Genomic DNA, 15,822 nt, shown 5'->3' on the forward strand with positions numbered 1-15,822 from the left:
TCCAATGCTGAATAAATATGTAAACAAGGATACAAGAATACTATGTCCAGTCAAACCATTACTACAACAAAATGGCTGCAGCGCATCTGGAAACCCTTAATTCTGATTATATTTATTGTGTTCCTGTTAAATTTTGCTCTGGCAGCCACTAGCTGGCGCACTCTGTCCAAAGGGCTTGAATACCGTGATATCGATCGCAGTTATATTACACCCTGGTCGCATATTCATACTTTTCGTATTGATCTGAACGCCAATAAGCTGTCTTCAATTATGGCAAAAGACCTGGCGCTCAAACACGCTTCTGCCGATGAATACGCCAAGCACAGCAAGGCATTAATCAGCATTAACGGGGGATTTTTCGATGAGGAGTTTCACCCATTGGGTCTGCGGATCACCGATAGTCACTTGCAAAGCCCTATGAAGCAAATCAGCTGGTGGGGCGTTTTTTATACGCGCAATAATAAAGCTCATGTGGTTGCCGCACGGCAGTTCAAACGCGACAAGCAGATAAACTTTGCTATTCAGAGTGGTCCTCGCCTGTTAATTAATGGCCGTATTCCGCCGCTGAAACCAGGACGGGCGGAACGCTCAGCGCTTGGAGTAACGGCCGATGGCAAGGTTATTCTGCTGGTTACAGACAATAGCCCTCTTTCAACTACCGAGTTGGCTCAAATTATGAAAGCAGCCCCGCTTAATTGTATGAATGCGATTAATCTTGATGGCGGCAGTTCAAGTCAGTTGCGTGCACAGATTGATAAATTCCACCTTAACGTGCATGGTTTTTCTAATGTTAGCGACGCAGTGGTTGTGACGCCGCTGTCTTTGCCCTCTCCCTAACCCTCTCCCGATACGGGAGAGGGAACATCACTACTCCATTATGCCCTCTCCCGTACCGGGAGAGGGTAACATCTAAAATACTCCCTCTCCCGTATCGGGAGAGGGCTGGGGAGAGGGTAACATCTAAAATACTCCCTCTCCCGTATCGGGAGAGGGCTGGGGAGAGGGTAACATCTAAAATGCTCCCTCTCCCGTATCGGGAGAGGGCTGGGGAGAGGGTAACATCTAAAATGCTCCCTCTCCCGTATCGGGAGAGGGCTGGGGAGAGGGTAACATCTAAAATGCTCCCTCTCCCGTATCGGGAGAGGGCTAGGGAGAGGGTAACATCTAAAATGCTCCCTCTCCCGTATCGGGAGAGGGCTGGGGAGAGGGAAATTAATTTATTGCGGAGCCGGACTATAAACCGGTGGAAGCTCCATTAACACTGGCAGCTCTGTCAGGCATGTTTTAAAATTTTTGTAATTAACCCTACTGCTTTGCCCGTAAAGTAAAAAGATACGATCTAACAACATTGTACGGAAAGAATGATTATAGGTATTGCCATTACTCTTTTCAGAAAGATAATCAACAATTTTCCGTTGTAAAGTCATGCAATCATGCTCATCTTTAATGGAAAGCAAAAACTCTTCAGCACGCTCAATCCCGGTCTCGCCATGGCGGTGCCAGAATGACAATTTACATTCTTTTCTTACATAATCACTATATTCCTGCACCACAGCCTGTAGTTCTCGCTTAAGGATTGCAAGCCCTGTCTCGTTTAAAAGAATAGTATCATTTACCCTCATACAACGATAACTGGGCGACAGCAGGTTTTCACGATCCGTTGTTGCGGGCACAACTGGCAGCTGAGAAGGAACTTTCGTTTCTTGGGGGAATAAAGTATCAGCCTTGGGAAGTTTTCGCTTTTTCTTCAAAATCGATGCATCAGCCTGTGGCCTGTTATATCGATATGAATCTACAGTAACCTTTATGCCATTTCTTGGAAAATTATCTATTAAATCAACCAAATTGGCGCGCTTTGATAAATTATTATCTGATAAATCAATATGCGTCACATGGTTTGGCAACGATTTAAATAATTCCGTCAATTCGCTGTCTTTGAGTTTATCGAGACAGTTATTTTTAAACGACAGGCTGTTTACGGTCGGTTGGATATTGGCAAAAACAGTTTTTGCTTTTTCCAGCAATTTGTATTTACTGGCAAAATTATTAAAATTATGCCACTGACTTTGAAAAATAGAATTCAATGCCAGTTTCTCACAGTTTTTTGACCATGTTTCAATAATAGGAGCAAGCTCGGTAAGGTTGAACAAGCCAATATGGTTACCCGAGTAATCGATTTCTTTAAAAGAACCCTTCAGAATACGCCGAGTTAATTCTGATCCGCTTAGTTGTTCTAAATGATTATTGGCCAGATTTAATTTTATCAATGAGCCAGGTAATCCGCTCAACAAATCAAAAGCTGCGTCAGTCATGGCCCTGACAACAGTGGCAGGTTTCGGCTTGCCCAGATTTAAGCCAGATAAATCCAGTTCGATTTCATTAGCAGGGATAATAGCCAAAGCAATCTTGCCCGCATTGGGCCGCTCAGGGTTAAACTTGGATAACTTATACACAACAGAACCTCAAAAGAAAACATCATGGGCAATAATAATTCATTGAATGGTTTTTAACAATCATTATTAGATTGTAGCCTGAGTGCACTGTCATTAAATTAAGAAAATTGTCATCCCCGTGAAGGCGGGAATGACAGAATAGAAGATATTTCGGTTTATTTTACGTCAGGTTGCCATCCTGAATTGTTAAAATTCTGTCCATTTTGCTAGCCAGAGAAGTATCATGGGTAACAATTACAAGTGCGGTACTTAATGTTTTATTTAACTCAAGCATTAAATCAAACACTTTGCCCGCCGTCGCCTGATCGAGATTGCCCGTTGGTTCATCAGCGAGCACGCATTGAGGTTTATGGACTAACGCTCTGGCAATAGCCACCCGTTGGCGCTCCCCGCCCGATAATTGGGCTGGCTTATGATGAATACGATGCTCAAGCCCTACCTGTTGTAAAATATCAGCCGCCTTTTGTTTTGCTTCGCTTACAGAATGATCGCTTAATAACAAAGTCATACTAACATTTTCCAGGGCGGTAAATTCTGGCAGCAAATGATGGAACTGGTAGATAAAACCAAGATTCTGATTCCGCAGCTGACAACGCTTTTTTTCGCTGACGGATTGCCAGGAGGTACCATTAATCAGCAACTGACCGGCATTGGGGTTATCAAGGCCGCCCAGCAGATGCAGCAATGTACTTTTGCCTGAACCAGACGGTCCGACAATCGCTATCCGCTCGCCTTGCGAAACAGTTAAATTGATACCTTTTAACACTTCGACATAGGTCTGACCGTCATGGTAAGTTTTAGTCAAATTAACGCACTCAATAATCGCCTTACTCATAATGCAATGCCTCCGCAATAACTGTCCGTGACGCCCGCCAGGCTGGGTATATTGTTGCGATAAAGCTCATTAACAAAGCGACTGCACATATCTGTACCAGATCTGTTATCAATATTTTTGACGGCAGGTAATCAACAAAATAAATACTGGATGAAAGAATCTGCATGTTAAAGAACGATTGCAGACTGTTGACAATCGCAGTTGCGTTACTGGCAAGCAACACCCCGCCAATTAATCCCAACAAGGTTCCTATTGCACCAACCAGCATGCCCTGAACAATGAATATCCACAGAATAGTTGCCGGAGTAGCTCCTATGGTTCGTAAAATGGCAATTTCTGATTGCTTGTCGTTAACCACCATAACTAGCGATGAAACCAGATTAAAGGCAGCTACCGCGATAATCAACAGCAAAATAAAGAACATCATTGTTTTTTCCATTTTGACTGCCTGAAAAAATTCGCCAAACTGATCTGTCCAGTTACCGACCAGGAATTCTTCGCCCAAATCACCCGAAATTTTATACGATAATTCTGGCGCCTGATAAATATCGGCAAGCTTGAGCTTGATACCGGTGACATCATTACCTAACTGTAATAATTTCTGAGCATCTGCCAGATTAATAAAAGCAAGCTTGGTATCAAAATTAAACCCGGTACCGGCAGAAAACACGCCAACTACTGTAAACCGCTTAAAGCGAGGGATCATCCCAGCCGGCGTTACGCTGGCCTGAGGGATCATAATTGTCACTTTATCACCAACCATGGCTCCCAGATTATCAGCCATGCCGCGCCCGAGGATAATGCCAAAATCCGTTAATTTCGCCATGTCTCCAGCCAGCAGCTTCTCGTGCAGATGAGTTACCTTTTCCTCACGTTCGGGTAAGATGCCTGTAACCACCAATGGAACAACCTGACCATTAAAGGTCAGCAATCCCTGGCCGCCAATATAAGGCGCTGCAGCGGTTACACCGGGATAACCAGACAGTTTTTTCTCCATTTCCTGCCAGTTTGCCAGTTTGCCGTCCATACCGCTCACCGTAATTTCAGGCGCCATACCAAAAAAACGCTTATGGATTTCTTCATCAAAACCATTCATTACCGACAATACGGTTATTAACACCATAACGCCCAACCCGATACCAAGCATGGAGCTTAACGAGATAAAGGATACAAAATGGTTGCGTTTTTTGGCGCGGGTATAGCGTAAACCAATATAAAGCGCTAAGGGTTTGAACATAATCGGCTTCAATAATTGAAAAACATGATTGTAGTGAAATTTATGGTATTGCGAAAGCGATAGTTGATATCCGCGCGAGCAACTAACAGTCTAAACAAAAAAGACAAAAAACATTTTGATCTTAATTTTAACAATTAAGTTTATTTTTGACTATATTTATAGTAGAAGCAAAAAAATCCAGAGGACGGATCCCATGGACACTGTTGTTAATGCCCGCATCTTAAAACGTTTCCTGCTCGAAATGAGTTCAGATCCCGGTATATCGATTTCGGATGAAGTATTACTTACCTACCAACCATTATTTAAAGCGCTTGATTATGTAAAAAACCTTGCAGGCGATATTTTGAACCTGCAGCAATTGGACAACGATGTTAAGCAATGGCATATATTGCGCGATATCCTGCAGTCGGGTTGTCAATTTGGCGAAGGCAAACCTCCCGTTCTCAAAGGCATCAATGAAAACAACCTGCAAAGAAGGATTGATTTCTGGCGTCGGGATAAACAATTAAGTCACTTGCCGCAATGTGACTACTATCAGCGCACGACAGAATCGACCCTCAGCCTGAGTCTGGATGATTTGATAAAAAACAGTCAGAAAAAACTGCAGTCGTTGATCAGAAGCTTTGTCCGGCCAGAAATGAATATCAATGTAAGCAATCCGTCAGACATCTACCGGTTAATTAGCATTCTGGAATCGAAATTTAAAAAAGCGCAAAAAGAAAACAACCCTATTGCCGAAGATCTGCGTAAACGGCTGACAATAGCGCATGATCTTAAGAAGCTTAATGAATTATCAGTGCTCAATATTCCTGATGAAAAAAATGTTAATACGAAATATTGTACCCTGGCAGAATCCGCAGGCGGCGTCACTGAAAAAATATCATTAATCCGGCTGGATAAGGCCACCGAACAATTACGCAATCTCTGTAACAGCAGTTTTGATTCTATTGATGATTACTTAAGTAATCATTATGAATATAAGTTAAGCACGGAAGCGATTCTCAAATTGCCAAAACACGGCGATATTCGTGAAGTACAGAAAGAAGCCGTTGCGTTAAATATTTCACGCCTGCTTGGCTTAAATACTGCCCATTCAACCATGCTGAGCCATCAGGGACAGCCTGCGTTGTTTATCCCATTTGATCACATCAAGCTGATTAAGGAATTTGCCCGCGGCAAGGTCATGACCAAGCTCATAACAATGAGCCTTGAGCACCAGACCTATGAACATTATTCAACTATTAATCCGGTTGGCGCAGGTCTGCAGCCTAATTTGTTTATTGATGATTTTGGCAATGCCCTGGGTTTATCGTATGCCACTAACGATACTGATGCTATTGGCGGCCGGAAGAACAATAAAGGATTAATTAACAGCCGCTCTCTTTATATTTTTGATCAGGTTACCCAGACCTCAGAATGTCTGGAACTGGATTCGCGACTGAGCATGCAGCCATGCGGGCTGATCATGAAGCATACGCGGCATGGTCAGGGCCGTAACAGAACATTGATCGAAGATTCATCCTTCTGCGCCAAGTTCGACAGCCTGATGAACCTGATTCAGCAACGCAAAATGCTTCTGCAATATATCGAACGCACTATTCATCTCCACCAGGCGCGAATTAAACAACTGAACGTCATTATGGCACAGGATCTGCCCGCTCAAGAGCATAAAAAATTTGCTCAGGAACATAAACAAGTCAGCATATTGCTGGATGATATGAAACTCATCAGGCGCGCAGTTAAAGACCGTATAGCCAAAATCCATGAAATACTTCCCGCTCACAGCGAAACCATTAGCAGTATTGAAATCAGGCAGGCGCTGATTCTGGAAAAATTATTGAATAACCCGGTGCTTTATAGTGATATCGGGCGCCCTTACCGCAATCCGTGGACTTATCGCCATAATCTTAAAGTCAGTAAAATTGAGCATTACAATGACGACATGGTTGCAATAAGCTTTGACGGTAAAGTTCCACAGCCAATAAAAGCATTTATCGAGCGGCGTGGCTCGGTGTTGCTTGCCGGCAGGGGTAGCAGGCAGTTGCTGATTAGCCGCACTGATTTAGCCTCGTTGACTGAAAGTTTATTGCATCCGGAATATGTACCCAAACTACAGGCCGGACAAAACTACCTTGATCGGGCTGATTTGCTGGTTATTAGTGAAGCCTACGATAAAGGCCATCGCGATCGCATTATTGAGCGCATTGACAGTTACCAGAAAGTTATGGCCAGTCCGTCAGTAGACATTATTACCAAGCTTGAAATCATGACTGCTACTGCAGAAGATATCAAAAATCATATCCAGACTGCGAATAATAAAGGCTTTGGCATGCATGTCCTTAAAAAACTGCAGTTTGATATTCAGCAACAATTACGCAGGATGGCCTCTTTTCCAGACTTGGTTAATGACGCATTTTCAGCCGCTGTACAGCTGGATCGGATAGAAGAATTTAATAATGTATTAAAACAGGCTGTTCTGAAAAATAAAACCGGCTCGCCTGCTCTTACTCAATTTTTTAAAGATTGTATTACTAACGCCAGATTTGCCGCTAATCATTGTGAGGCCGTTGCGCAAAGCCAGCTCGTTGCCGAACTGGCGAAAGAGACAATTGCTCAGCTTACCTTAAATCCCATGGCGCCATTATTGCAGAATAAAGCAAAACGCCCTGCGCCAGCTTCTATATCAGCGCCTGACCTACTGGCCGAAGACGGAGTAGTAAAGTCTCCCAACAAACAGCCGAAACTAATAAAAGATCCCGAGGTGACACCTGCAGATGAAACAATGCCGGAAACAAGAATATTAAATCGATAACAGTATCAATTGAATTGAGGAGCCGCTATGCCTGTGCATGAACGAAGACAACATTTTCGAATTGAGGATCAGATTTATTTTGAATATAAAGTCCTTGATGCAGGAAGTTTTATCTCTGAAAAAGCCATTACAGAAGAATTATTAGGCAAAACAGGACAGCGCTATCTGGAAACTACCCAATATTTCCAAAGCCTTGATCATGAACTTGCCGAATTAACCCAGACTCTTGCATTGGGTGAGCCGACATTAGCTCATTATTTAAATCTGCTTAATGCCAAAATTGATTATCTGGCCAGGCATTTAACGATCGGCGAAAAAACACACCTCCGTAAAGTGAATATCAGCCTGGGCGGTATGGCCTTTAAATCCCGGGAGCGAATTAAAGAAAAAACCCGGTTGAAAATTGTTATTTATACCAAGCCTAAAATGATTCCAATTGTAGTTGGGGCGATCGTGGTTTACAGCCAATATTTGTCCGAGCATAGTTATCGTACTGCCGTACAGTTTGAAACATTAAACCAGGATCAGGAGCAATTATTATCACAACATATTATGCTTACCCAGGTTCAAAGCCGATTTGACTAGGTTATACTCCAAAGAGGTGTTGAGCGGCAACGCCAACACTCCTTATTGGTTTTTGATATTGCGTTTCGACATGTTCCGTTTGATTGCTTGCATGCAGCTCCGTCATGCAGGATAATCGGCTTTTATTTGTTGCAGGTTGATTATGTCAAGACAAGTATTTTGTGTGAAATTAAAACAAGAAGCGGAAGGTATGGATAAAGCGCCCTTACCCGGCGCATTAGGTGAAAAAATTCTTAATAATGTATCCAAACAAGCCTGGAAAATGTGGTTGTCTCATCAAACCATGCTAATCAATGAATACCGCTTAAGCCTGATCGATCCCCAAGCCCGCGAATTCCTGACTACCGAAATGGAAAACTACTTTTTTGGCGATGGCTCATCCAGGCCAGCAGGCTTTACTCCAAAGGAATAAAAACTGTTGGGCTTTACAGCCCATAGCCGTCAAGCTAAGTCAGGTACAGAGGAAATTAGAATAGTAAATGTACAAAATTTCTTAACTGACTGCTATGGGTTTTACAGCACATATTCGTTCGGCCTGAGGAAAATGCGGAGCATTTGTCTCGAAGGCGTGGCACTGTACCACAGGCTTCGAGACAGCGCTAAAGCGCTTCCTCAGCCCGAACGATATTGTGAAATGTAGAAATTTAATTCCTTAGCTTTACGGCCATGGGCTTTACAGCCCAACATTCCTTTGATGAAAACCTTGATTACTGTGCGCATCCTCTGCCTACTTAATAAACAAACTCATTGGCAAGGCAAATAATTTAATTTCATTTTGAGAAAAAGGTAATATCTCTTTTCCGGAATAAAAAATAACACCATATTGAAATTTAGAGGGATTAAACTCTGCCAATTTTATTAATCCTTTAAAATCATGCAAATTAACCGTGGCTGATGCTTTAATTTCAATCCCAATGATCTGATGATTATCCCTCTCCAAGACAATATCCACCTCATTTTGATACTTATCGCGAAAATGCAATAATTCCACCTTTTCTTCTGACCAACTATTTTGTTTGAGCAATTCCATATAGATTAAATTTTCTAAAAGCCCGCCAAAATGTGGGCTACCGAGTAACTGCTCTTCATTTTTTATACCTAAAAGGCTACAAGCCAAACCAGTATCTATTGATTGCAATTTCGGCATTGTGACGGCTTGTCGTTTTGCTTTGCTCTTTAAATAAGCTGGAACTCTTTTGATTATAAACATCAACTCCAAAACTTCTATATAAGCTTTAATTAACTTATCATCTTCGCTTAAGTCATTCGAAACACTTGAATATTTTAGCAGGTTCCCTGAAATACCAGCTAAATAAGGAATGAGAGATGCAAGTTTAGAACGGTAGTCGCCTTTAGCATGATATAAAACCTCAAAATCTTTAAAAAGACGACCTTCTATATATGATTTATACCATAGCTGCTTTGCACGGGGGCTTTTATTCTGAACCTCAGGGTATCCCCCTTCAAGAATACAGTTAGCCAGATCAAAGCGTGTAAGTGGAGTCAGGTTACGTACGTGAAAATTTTCGTTACATAGCAAATCGATGACATTATAATTAATGCCGTATTTTTCTGATAATGCTAATGGATATAATTCCAGTCTCGCCATATGTCCTGGTAGAGCTTCTTGTGTTTTTCCAGATCGAAAAATATCAGCTGAGCCTGTTAATAAAAATTTTCCTCTCACATGCGGCGGAAGATTATCCGATTCATGTTTTATAGCCGGGATTAATTCTGGTATATATTGAAACTCGTCTAAAACAACTTTTGTATCATGTAATGAATGGATAAAACCAATTGGATCGTTTTTTGCGGATTGGTAAATTGTTTGGTTATCAAAAGAAATATATTCAAAGCCAAAATTTTGGGCAATTATTTTTGTTAAAGTTGTTTTACCTGATTGTCGAGGTCCTGTTAAATAAATAATTCTGAACTCATCTAATAACTCACGAATAACAGGAGATAGTTTTCTTTCAATCATTGATAAACTCATAGGATTTAACATACTGTTTAATATATAACATCTATAGATAATAGCCAACTATAATCCGAGAAATCCAAGATAATAACCCGAAATATCCATGGCAATAACCCGAGAAATCCAAAATAATAATCCGAGAAATCCACGGTTTCACGCTCTATGTACATGTGCTTGGGTTCAGACCCATAGGATTAAGACTTATTCGGAATCTTGAAAAAGCCTATCAGCGCCTATCAAGGGAATAATTCGATATAACACCTCATCCATTACGGGAGGTTCTGCTTCAACAATAAACTTTGCTTTTCTATCTTTCCAGGATAGTGTTTGAATAAGGCTGGCTGCGACAACAGAGGGTTGATCAAGATTGTTGACTGGAACTTCAGTATTGCCTCCTCGAATGCTGGTACTTATTGGACAGCAGATAATCAATCCAGTCATTCTATTGTATTCTTTGGAAGATAAAACTAAAGCAGGGCGATATTTACCCACTTCTTTCCCTTTAGTTGGTTCAAAATCTAGCCAAATAATATCATTTCTTTCAGGTATGTATGAAGCAGACATTATTGCCCAACCTCATTAAGCTGAGGAGAGACGAGTAAATCTGCATGGGCTGTTTGCTCTGACAAACCTTTTAAGAGATCTGACTCGTTGAATGGAAAGTGTTTTCTTTTTTTTGATTTAGTCACAGTGAAACCTGCTTCAGAGACTTCAATATCCACTTCAGTTCCTTCTTTAAGATGAGGTATCTCACGCATTGCACCGCTTATACGTAAGGCTAAGCCGTTTCCCCATTTTTGAATTTTTGCGTGTAATGTCATATTAGCGCCTTAGGTATCAACATTATCTATAAAAAGTATACACCATGTATCAACACTTTTCCAGGAAATTGTATTAGGCAATAGCGGATTCAATAGATGCTCGTGGTTCTCAAGCTGAAAACACTACATTGAGTCTACATGAGATTTTAGATATTTGGGTTGATGCTGCATAAGCGCTTGATTTGCATGGTGGCCAGAGACGGAATCGAACCGCCGACACGAGGATTTTCAATCCTCTGCTCTACCGACTGAGCTATCTGGCCATCAAGTAGCGCTATTAAACTCTGAGATTGATTTAGAGTCAAGAAAATTTTTTAATTTCTTGCTTCTGTTTGCTTTATCCGATCAATTTGTTCTTGTTTATTACAATTAACTCTTATGTAAAGCATCAGCAAGCTCTTGCGCGATTAAATAGAGATCCTCGCCCTTGGCATAATGACTGATATTCACCGTCAAAATTACGTCACTGGATTTTAACCAGATCATCAGCGAGCTAAAACCAAGTGTGCCGCCGCTATGCCACCATGCCTCTTCGCCGAATGTTTTATCATCATGGATAATCCCCAGGCCATATTGTACCTTCAGCTTATTGGGGAGCGTTGCATTTATTGTGGTCATGAGCTCCTGCATTTGTGTGGGCGGCAATATATATCCCTGAGCCAACGCTTTTATCCAGAGTGCAGTATCATGCGATGTAGCAACCATCCCGCCTGCGGCATTTGTCCAGGAATGGCTAAAGTCAGTGATATCTTTCGGTTCATCTGGAAAATAACCACGATCCGAATAGCCATGGGCCATACGCTCCATGATCTGAGGGGAGTAACTGGCAGGTAAATAAAAAGTATCCTGTAATTGCAACGGCTCGATTAAACGGGCTTTTAATTGCCCGGTTAACTCACTACCGCTCACCTGCTCTATAATCAAACCGGCTAAAACATAGTTAGTATTAGAATAATGCCACCCAGCTCCCGGTTCAAAGTAAAGCGGTTCTTCCGTAACCAGATTTACCAGCTCTTCCGAAGTCCATTGCTGGTTAAAATCAAAATCCCCCTGGCGCACTTTTTTGTCGAGTACATCAGTATAATTATAAATACCGCTGGTGTGGTTTAATAATTGTCGGATCGTGATATTTTGCCAGGACTGCGGCAAATCAGACAGGTATTCACTAACTGAATCATCAATCGATAACTTGCCCTCCGCCTCCCAAAGCAAAATCAGCGCGGCAATAAATGATTTGGTTTCACTGCCTATCTGGAACAGGTTGTCAGGTTTTAATGCCGCACTCTGCTCAAGCGTGGTATAACCGCTGACAAAATCCCGCGGTGTACTTTCACCAGGACAAATAATACTGACTTCAATGCCGGGAATATGGTATTTCTCGCGATCAAGGTCGATGATTTGCTGCACTTTGGACGTAATATTGTCGTTGCAATGGGCATATATTGGTTGAAACACAAAGGTCAGGGTTAACCCTGCGGCAAGGTATAGATTTTTGAAATCAGGCATGCTATTCGTCCTAAAAATACAGGACGAAACTATAACAATATTTACTAATTTTGTAACTATTCCGCCGGGGAAATGTATTTTAACGAGACACCGTACCAATCTCTGAATTGGATTCCCGCCTGCGCGGGAATGACAGAGTTCATTATGGAGCAGTTCTAAACTCGGCTGAATTACTCCATTTACAGCTCCTCAGAGAGGCCATCGCCTTTGCTAACTTTACTCCCCCGGAATAAAAACCTGAACTTGACAATAATTCCCCGGACTTGGCAGCCGGGTTTTGATTAACCGCTTGTTCATTAGCCGCTGAGGCAATTACCTGTTTTAACGCTGAATTGGACAGAGTCATGACCTTGGGATCATAGACATGAAATCCAGACAATTTCAGCGCGTCCAGGTAATAGTGTTGATTGACCAGAGCCTGATTATTATTTTCATGGCTATCAATAACCGTATTCAGGGTTTGTTGTAATAGTTTGAGGTTGTGAGAAACAGGCAAAAACTGGCTTAAATTTTTAGTCAGTCTTTTTACAGAATTATAAACTTTAAGTGTATTATATTGGTCTTCTGAAGAAAGTTCATTACCTTGTTTATAAGTCAAAGCAAAGCTCTCTAACTGAGAAAAGGCATTATATAGATGACTCAGAACAAGGGTCATTTCCTGATTGCCATTTGCTTCAGCTATTGCTTTTTGCAGCCTGTCCACTACTTGTTTTGAATCCAACGTGCGTAAAAGTAACTTTGCTTCACTTTGGCCAAGGCTGCCGCCAACCTTTTTGATTTTAATTGCCTGAAGCGAGCCAAACTGTTTGAAATCAGGTATTTGCCCATAGGTTAAAGGACGCATAATAAAGTTTGCAGCATTGATTTTTTTAGCAAATTCACCTGTAAAAAACAACAAATGATCCACCAGTGCATTTCTTAATAATTCATTAGCCGCAATACCTGAATTGATTTCAAAAAAATTGGCAACCACATGCACTGTTCCTGGCTTATCTCTGTCTTCACCAAAAAATAACCAATTACCACATACTGGTAAACCCGTATGATTATCAATCACCACATGCATAAACATGGCTTCATCCATGCGCCGTTGTATCATTGCGTTAAAATAAGCTCCATCGGTCGCAAGACAGCAACTCAGTAAATTGCCGAGAAAAAATGTCAGCATTTTATTTTTATCCCAGCTCTCAACATGGAAGGAGCGAGGTTTGGTATTGGCAGGTTCTTTCTTAACCCGCATATCGATATGCAGATCTTGTAAGATTTTATAAGCTTCAGAAAAGTGATAACCCTGTTCAAAAACTCCCCCTAGCGCATCCAATACGTCGCCAGGCGTAACAGCAGATTTTATTCGTTCAATTTTAGCCGTAATTTTATTTGCTAAAGCAACAATATCATTATTTATCAATCTGGATTTGCACTTTAAAAATGCCTGCTCATCATCTTCATCACGAGCCGTTTTCAATAATTGATTTCGAAATTTCACGATTGCTGTTGAAAGCTCTGATAGCTCTTTCTTGAGGCTATTCGGATAGTGTTGTTCGAAATTGTTTACATGTTCGCGAAGTAATTTGAATGAATTCCATATAGCCAGATATTGACCATCCAATTTATAACTACATTCACCCCCAACCTCAAATGGCAATATATAGGGAAAATTGCGGGCTAAATTAACATTGACTCCGCTTTCGATAAGTTGTCGAATAATCCTTTGATTGTGTTGATTTAGCTGTTTTATCGACTCAGAGTCGCTAGCAGCATTAGTTACAAATTGCCTCAGGTTCGTGCCTTTATCCAGATCTGCCAACAGCATTTGGTCAAAAAACTCGGCATATTCATTGTGCTGTAATCTTTTTCGAGCATAGGCCAGCTTTGGCAACATCTCAATAGGCAGCTTTTCTAATAATACGTCTGCACTGATTGCTTTATCTTCAGGGAAGCGGAAGCAAGCTACAATCCTTTCGGCGAACCAGTGACTTAGAGTAGAATAATACTGATCGAGAGTATCCGCCTGCCCAGAAAACATAGCCGATTTTTTCTTAGAATCTTCTGTTAATGCAGCACCCTCTAAAGAATGTAGTTCTCCCCAGATATACAAAATATTTACCCACTTCATTCTGTGTTGATCTTGCCTTATCTGTTGTTTGAACTTCGAATAGATCTCTCGGCACGATTGTATGCCATCATCGGATATAAGTTGATACGCCTCAAGTAACCGTTGTACAGGAGCCGTTGAATTAACGCCGGTTTGTTGTAAAAAGCTAAAAATATCCTCGCCCATTATTGCTATTAATTGATTGATTTTTGGCTGATATTTTACAAAAAACGAGATTATATCTTCCTGATTTATATTCAAACCTTTACTATGAATTTTAAAAAAATGCTTAAAAAATTTTTGCGCCAGATTTTTCTGTTGGCATGTTAGCAGGGTGTCTTTAATCAAAAAATCGATCAGCTGCTCCGCTGGCTGACTAATAACGTCTTGTATTGAGTAGCCTTGTTCTTTCATTATTTGAAGAGCACGGGCAACTTTTACTGGCTGGGAATAATTGAGAACAGTACTAAAATTAACTTGCGCTTGCGGGCCTGTAAACAGTCCTCCATCTATCGATAGAAAATGGATAAGTGCGCGCTTAATTTCCTCAGGATTGGTATGTTTAATTATCATGTCAAAATAAGGCACATCGATTTTTAACAGATTTGCAAGCCTCATCTCTAAAAACAGCTCAGCAAGAGCAAGAGGATTTTCATGCTCTAATATCGCATTTAAAATAATAGGGGCAGCAGCGCCAGTAAATACACGACAACGCTTCAACATCTTTAAATACTGCTCTAAAAAAGCTTTTTGTTCATAATCAATGCCTCTGCCGAGATTAATAGTTGCCCAAGCCTTACAAGTCGCTTCGGCATTATCAACTTTTATCAGATCCGTTCCTCGAAAAATTACCAGCGCATTAGCTATGGCAGGCGGATAGTCACTACTTGTAAGAAGCTTACGGTAAAATTGCCCATCATCGCCTGCTAATAAACCTTTCCTTTGTAAGAGTAGGAGGGAATCAGCAACCCATGTTGGATGTTGATGTCCGATGACTGCATTACGATTTTCTTCGCCGTCATTCCCGGTTAATAAGCCGCTGCTATTTAAATTCTCAAGTGCCTGAACTAACTGAAATACCTGTTCATGCTTTACTAAACCATTAAAGTTAGCCTGAGCGCCAGGACCTGTTAATAATTCGGAATCATCCAGATCTTCCAGTGTATCTAGCAACCACTCTGGTTCTGTATATTCTATTAGTGCAGTGAAATTATTTTGCCCATTAATACCCTTTAGTAAACCTAATTGCTTTAAAAAAGATAGAATGGCACATACTGCAACCTTATCTTTATGCTCCAATACAGCCTTGATGTTAATGTCCGAGAGTAAATCAGTATCTTTAAAAAGTTCGCTCAAATATTCTTCTGTAATATTATTTGGTTCTTCTTTTAACATTGGCATGATTAATAACCCTCTCTCAATGAATTGGTGTCATTGTAATCTTTCAAGATTAAGTGGATATTAAGCATAAATCGGTCAATTGTATTTATCTTTGCACAG

Annotated in this window: 12 protein-coding genes and 1 tRNA gene; 4 read left to right on the forward strand and 9 right to left on the reverse strand. The window is 41.0% G+C overall.

The annotated features are described in order from the left end of the window. The first annotated feature begins 42 nt into the window (after positions 1–42). Positions 43–837, forward strand: a complete 795-nt coding sequence (locus tag ACFORL_RS02255; protein WP_382340668.1) for a phosphodiester glycosidase family protein — start codon at positions 43–45, stop codon at positions 835–837. 380 nt (positions 838–1,217) lie between these two features. On the opposite strand, the gene ACFORL_RS02260 is transcribed toward ACFORL_RS02255, so the two are convergent. The 3 genes from ACFORL_RS02260 to ACFORL_RS02270 all read right to left on the reverse strand — a co-directional run bounded on the left by ACFORL_RS02260 (position 1,218) and on the right by ACFORL_RS02270 (position 4,525). Next, positions 1,218–2,453 (reverse strand): hypothetical protein, encoded by a 1,236-nt coding sequence (locus ACFORL_RS02260; RefSeq protein WP_382340670.1) that lies wholly within the window; start codon positions 2,451–2,453, stop codon positions 1,218–1,220. A gap of 160 nt (positions 2,454–2,613) precedes the next feature. Then, a complete protein-coding gene (lolD, locus tag ACFORL_RS02265) occupies positions 2,614–3,288 on the reverse strand; it encodes a lipoprotein-releasing ABC transporter ATP-binding protein LolD (protein WP_382340672.1) in 675 nt (224 codons plus the stop codon). Further along, the gene (locus ACFORL_RS02270; RefSeq protein WP_382340674.1) at positions 3,281–4,525 is read right to left on the reverse strand and encodes a lipoprotein-releasing ABC transporter permease subunit; all 1,245 of its coding nucleotides are present in this window, start codon (positions 4,523–4,525) and stop codon (positions 3,281–3,283) included. Before ACFORL_RS02270 ends, lolD begins: the two co-directional genes overlap by 8 nt. Before the next feature lie 193 nt (positions 4,526–4,718). Between ACFORL_RS02270 and ACFORL_RS02275 the strand changes: the two genes are divergently transcribed. The 3 genes from ACFORL_RS02275 to ACFORL_RS02285 all read left to right on the forward strand — a co-directional run bounded on the left by ACFORL_RS02275 (position 4,719) and on the right by ACFORL_RS02285 (position 8,334). Next, positions 4,719–7,337: a hypothetical protein gene (locus ACFORL_RS02275; protein ID WP_382340676.1), complete on the forward strand. Its 2,619-nt coding sequence runs from the start codon at positions 4,719–4,721 to the stop codon at positions 7,335–7,337. 27 nt (positions 7,338–7,364) lie between these two features. Next, entirely contained in the window at positions 7,365–7,922 is a 558-nt protein-coding gene (locus tag ACFORL_RS02280; protein ID WP_382340678.1) for a PilZ domain-containing protein, read from the forward strand. Positions 7,923–8,064: 142 nt separating this feature from the next. Beyond that, on the forward strand, positions 8,065–8,334 hold the full coding sequence (locus ACFORL_RS02285) for an oxidative damage protection protein (RefSeq protein ID WP_382340680.1): 270 nt from the start codon (positions 8,065–8,067) through the stop codon (positions 8,332–8,334). A gap of 315 nt (positions 8,335–8,649) precedes the next feature. On the opposite strand, the gene ACFORL_RS02290 is transcribed toward ACFORL_RS02285, so the two are convergent. From ACFORL_RS02290 to ACFORL_RS02315, 6 genes are all read right to left on the reverse strand, one after another. After that, positions 8,650–9,903 (reverse strand): ATP-binding protein, encoded by a 1,254-nt coding sequence (locus tag ACFORL_RS02290; protein ID WP_382340682.1) that lies wholly within the window; start codon positions 9,901–9,903, stop codon positions 8,650–8,652. Between the two features lie 198 nt (positions 9,904–10,101). Next, the gene (locus tag ACFORL_RS02295) at positions 10,102–10,464 is read right to left on the reverse strand and encodes a type II toxin-antitoxin system PemK/MazF family toxin (protein ID WP_382340684.1); all 363 of its coding nucleotides are present in this window, start codon (positions 10,462–10,464) and stop codon (positions 10,102–10,104) included. Beyond that, entirely contained in the window at positions 10,464–10,721 is a 258-nt protein-coding gene (locus ACFORL_RS02300; RefSeq protein ID WP_382340686.1) for an AbrB/MazE/SpoVT family DNA-binding domain-containing protein, read from the reverse strand. Before ACFORL_RS02300 ends, ACFORL_RS02295 begins: the two co-directional genes overlap by 1 nt. Positions 10,722–10,908: 187 nt before the next feature. Next, positions 10,909–10,984 (reverse strand) — tRNA-Phe (locus ACFORL_RS02305). 106 nt (positions 10,985–11,090) lie between these two features. After that, on the reverse strand, positions 11,091–12,227 hold the full coding sequence (locus ACFORL_RS02310; RefSeq protein WP_382340688.1) for a serine hydrolase domain-containing protein: 1,137 nt from the start codon (positions 12,225–12,227) through the stop codon (positions 11,091–11,093). A gap of 142 nt (positions 12,228–12,369) precedes the next feature. Continuing rightward, positions 12,370–15,723, reverse strand: a complete 3,354-nt coding sequence (locus ACFORL_RS02315; protein ID WP_382340690.1) for a hypothetical protein — start codon at positions 15,721–15,723, stop codon at positions 12,370–12,372. Positions 15,724–15,822 lie beyond the last annotated feature (99 nt).

It is taken from the genome of Legionella dresdenensis (assembly GCF_042649825.1).
GTDB classification, from domain to species: Bacteria; Pseudomonadota; Gammaproteobacteria; order Legionellales; family Legionellaceae; genus Legionella_C; species Legionella_C dresdenensis.

What these genes read in the sequence shown, in the direction of transcription:
- ACFORL_RS02255 (WP_382340668.1), top strand. Translation starts at nt 43, where the DNA reads ATGTCCAGTCAAACCATTACTACAACAAAATGGCTGCAGCGCATCTGG.
- lolD (WP_382340672.1), bottom strand. Translation starts at nt 3,288, where the DNA reads ATGAGTAAGGCGATTATTGAGTGCGTTAATTTGACTAAAACTTACCAT.
- ACFORL_RS02270 (WP_382340674.1), bottom strand. Translation starts at nt 4,525, where the DNA reads ATGTTCAAACCCTTAGCGCTTTATATTGGTTTACGCTATACCCGCGCC.
- ACFORL_RS02275 (WP_382340676.1), top strand. Translation starts at nt 4,719, where the DNA reads ATGGACACTGTTGTTAATGCCCGCATCTTAAAACGTTTCCTGCTCGAA.
- ACFORL_RS02280 (WP_382340678.1), top strand. Translation starts at nt 7,365, where the DNA reads ATGCCTGTGCATGAACGAAGACAACATTTTCGAATTGAGGATCAGATT.
- ACFORL_RS02285 (WP_382340680.1), top strand. Translation starts at nt 8,065, where the DNA reads ATGTCAAGACAAGTATTTTGTGTGAAATTAAAACAAGAAGCGGAAGGT.
- ACFORL_RS02290 (WP_382340682.1), bottom strand. Translation starts at nt 9,903, where the DNA reads ATGATTGAAAGAAAACTATCTCCTGTTATTCGTGAGTTATTAGATGAG.
- ACFORL_RS02295 (WP_382340684.1), bottom strand. Translation starts at nt 10,464, where the DNA reads ATGTCTGCTTCATACATACCTGAAAGAAATGATATTATTTGGCTAGAT.
- ACFORL_RS02300 (WP_382340686.1), bottom strand. Translation starts at nt 10,721, where the DNA reads ATGACATTACACGCAAAAATTCAAAAATGGGGAAACGGCTTAGCCTTA.
- ACFORL_RS02310 (WP_382340688.1), bottom strand. Translation starts at nt 12,227, where the DNA reads ATGCCTGATTTCAAAAATCTATACCTTGCCGCAGGGTTAACCCTGACC.
- ACFORL_RS02315 (WP_382340690.1), bottom strand. Translation starts at nt 15,723, where the DNA reads ATGCCAATGTTAAAAGAAGAACCAAATAATATTACAGAAGAATATTTG.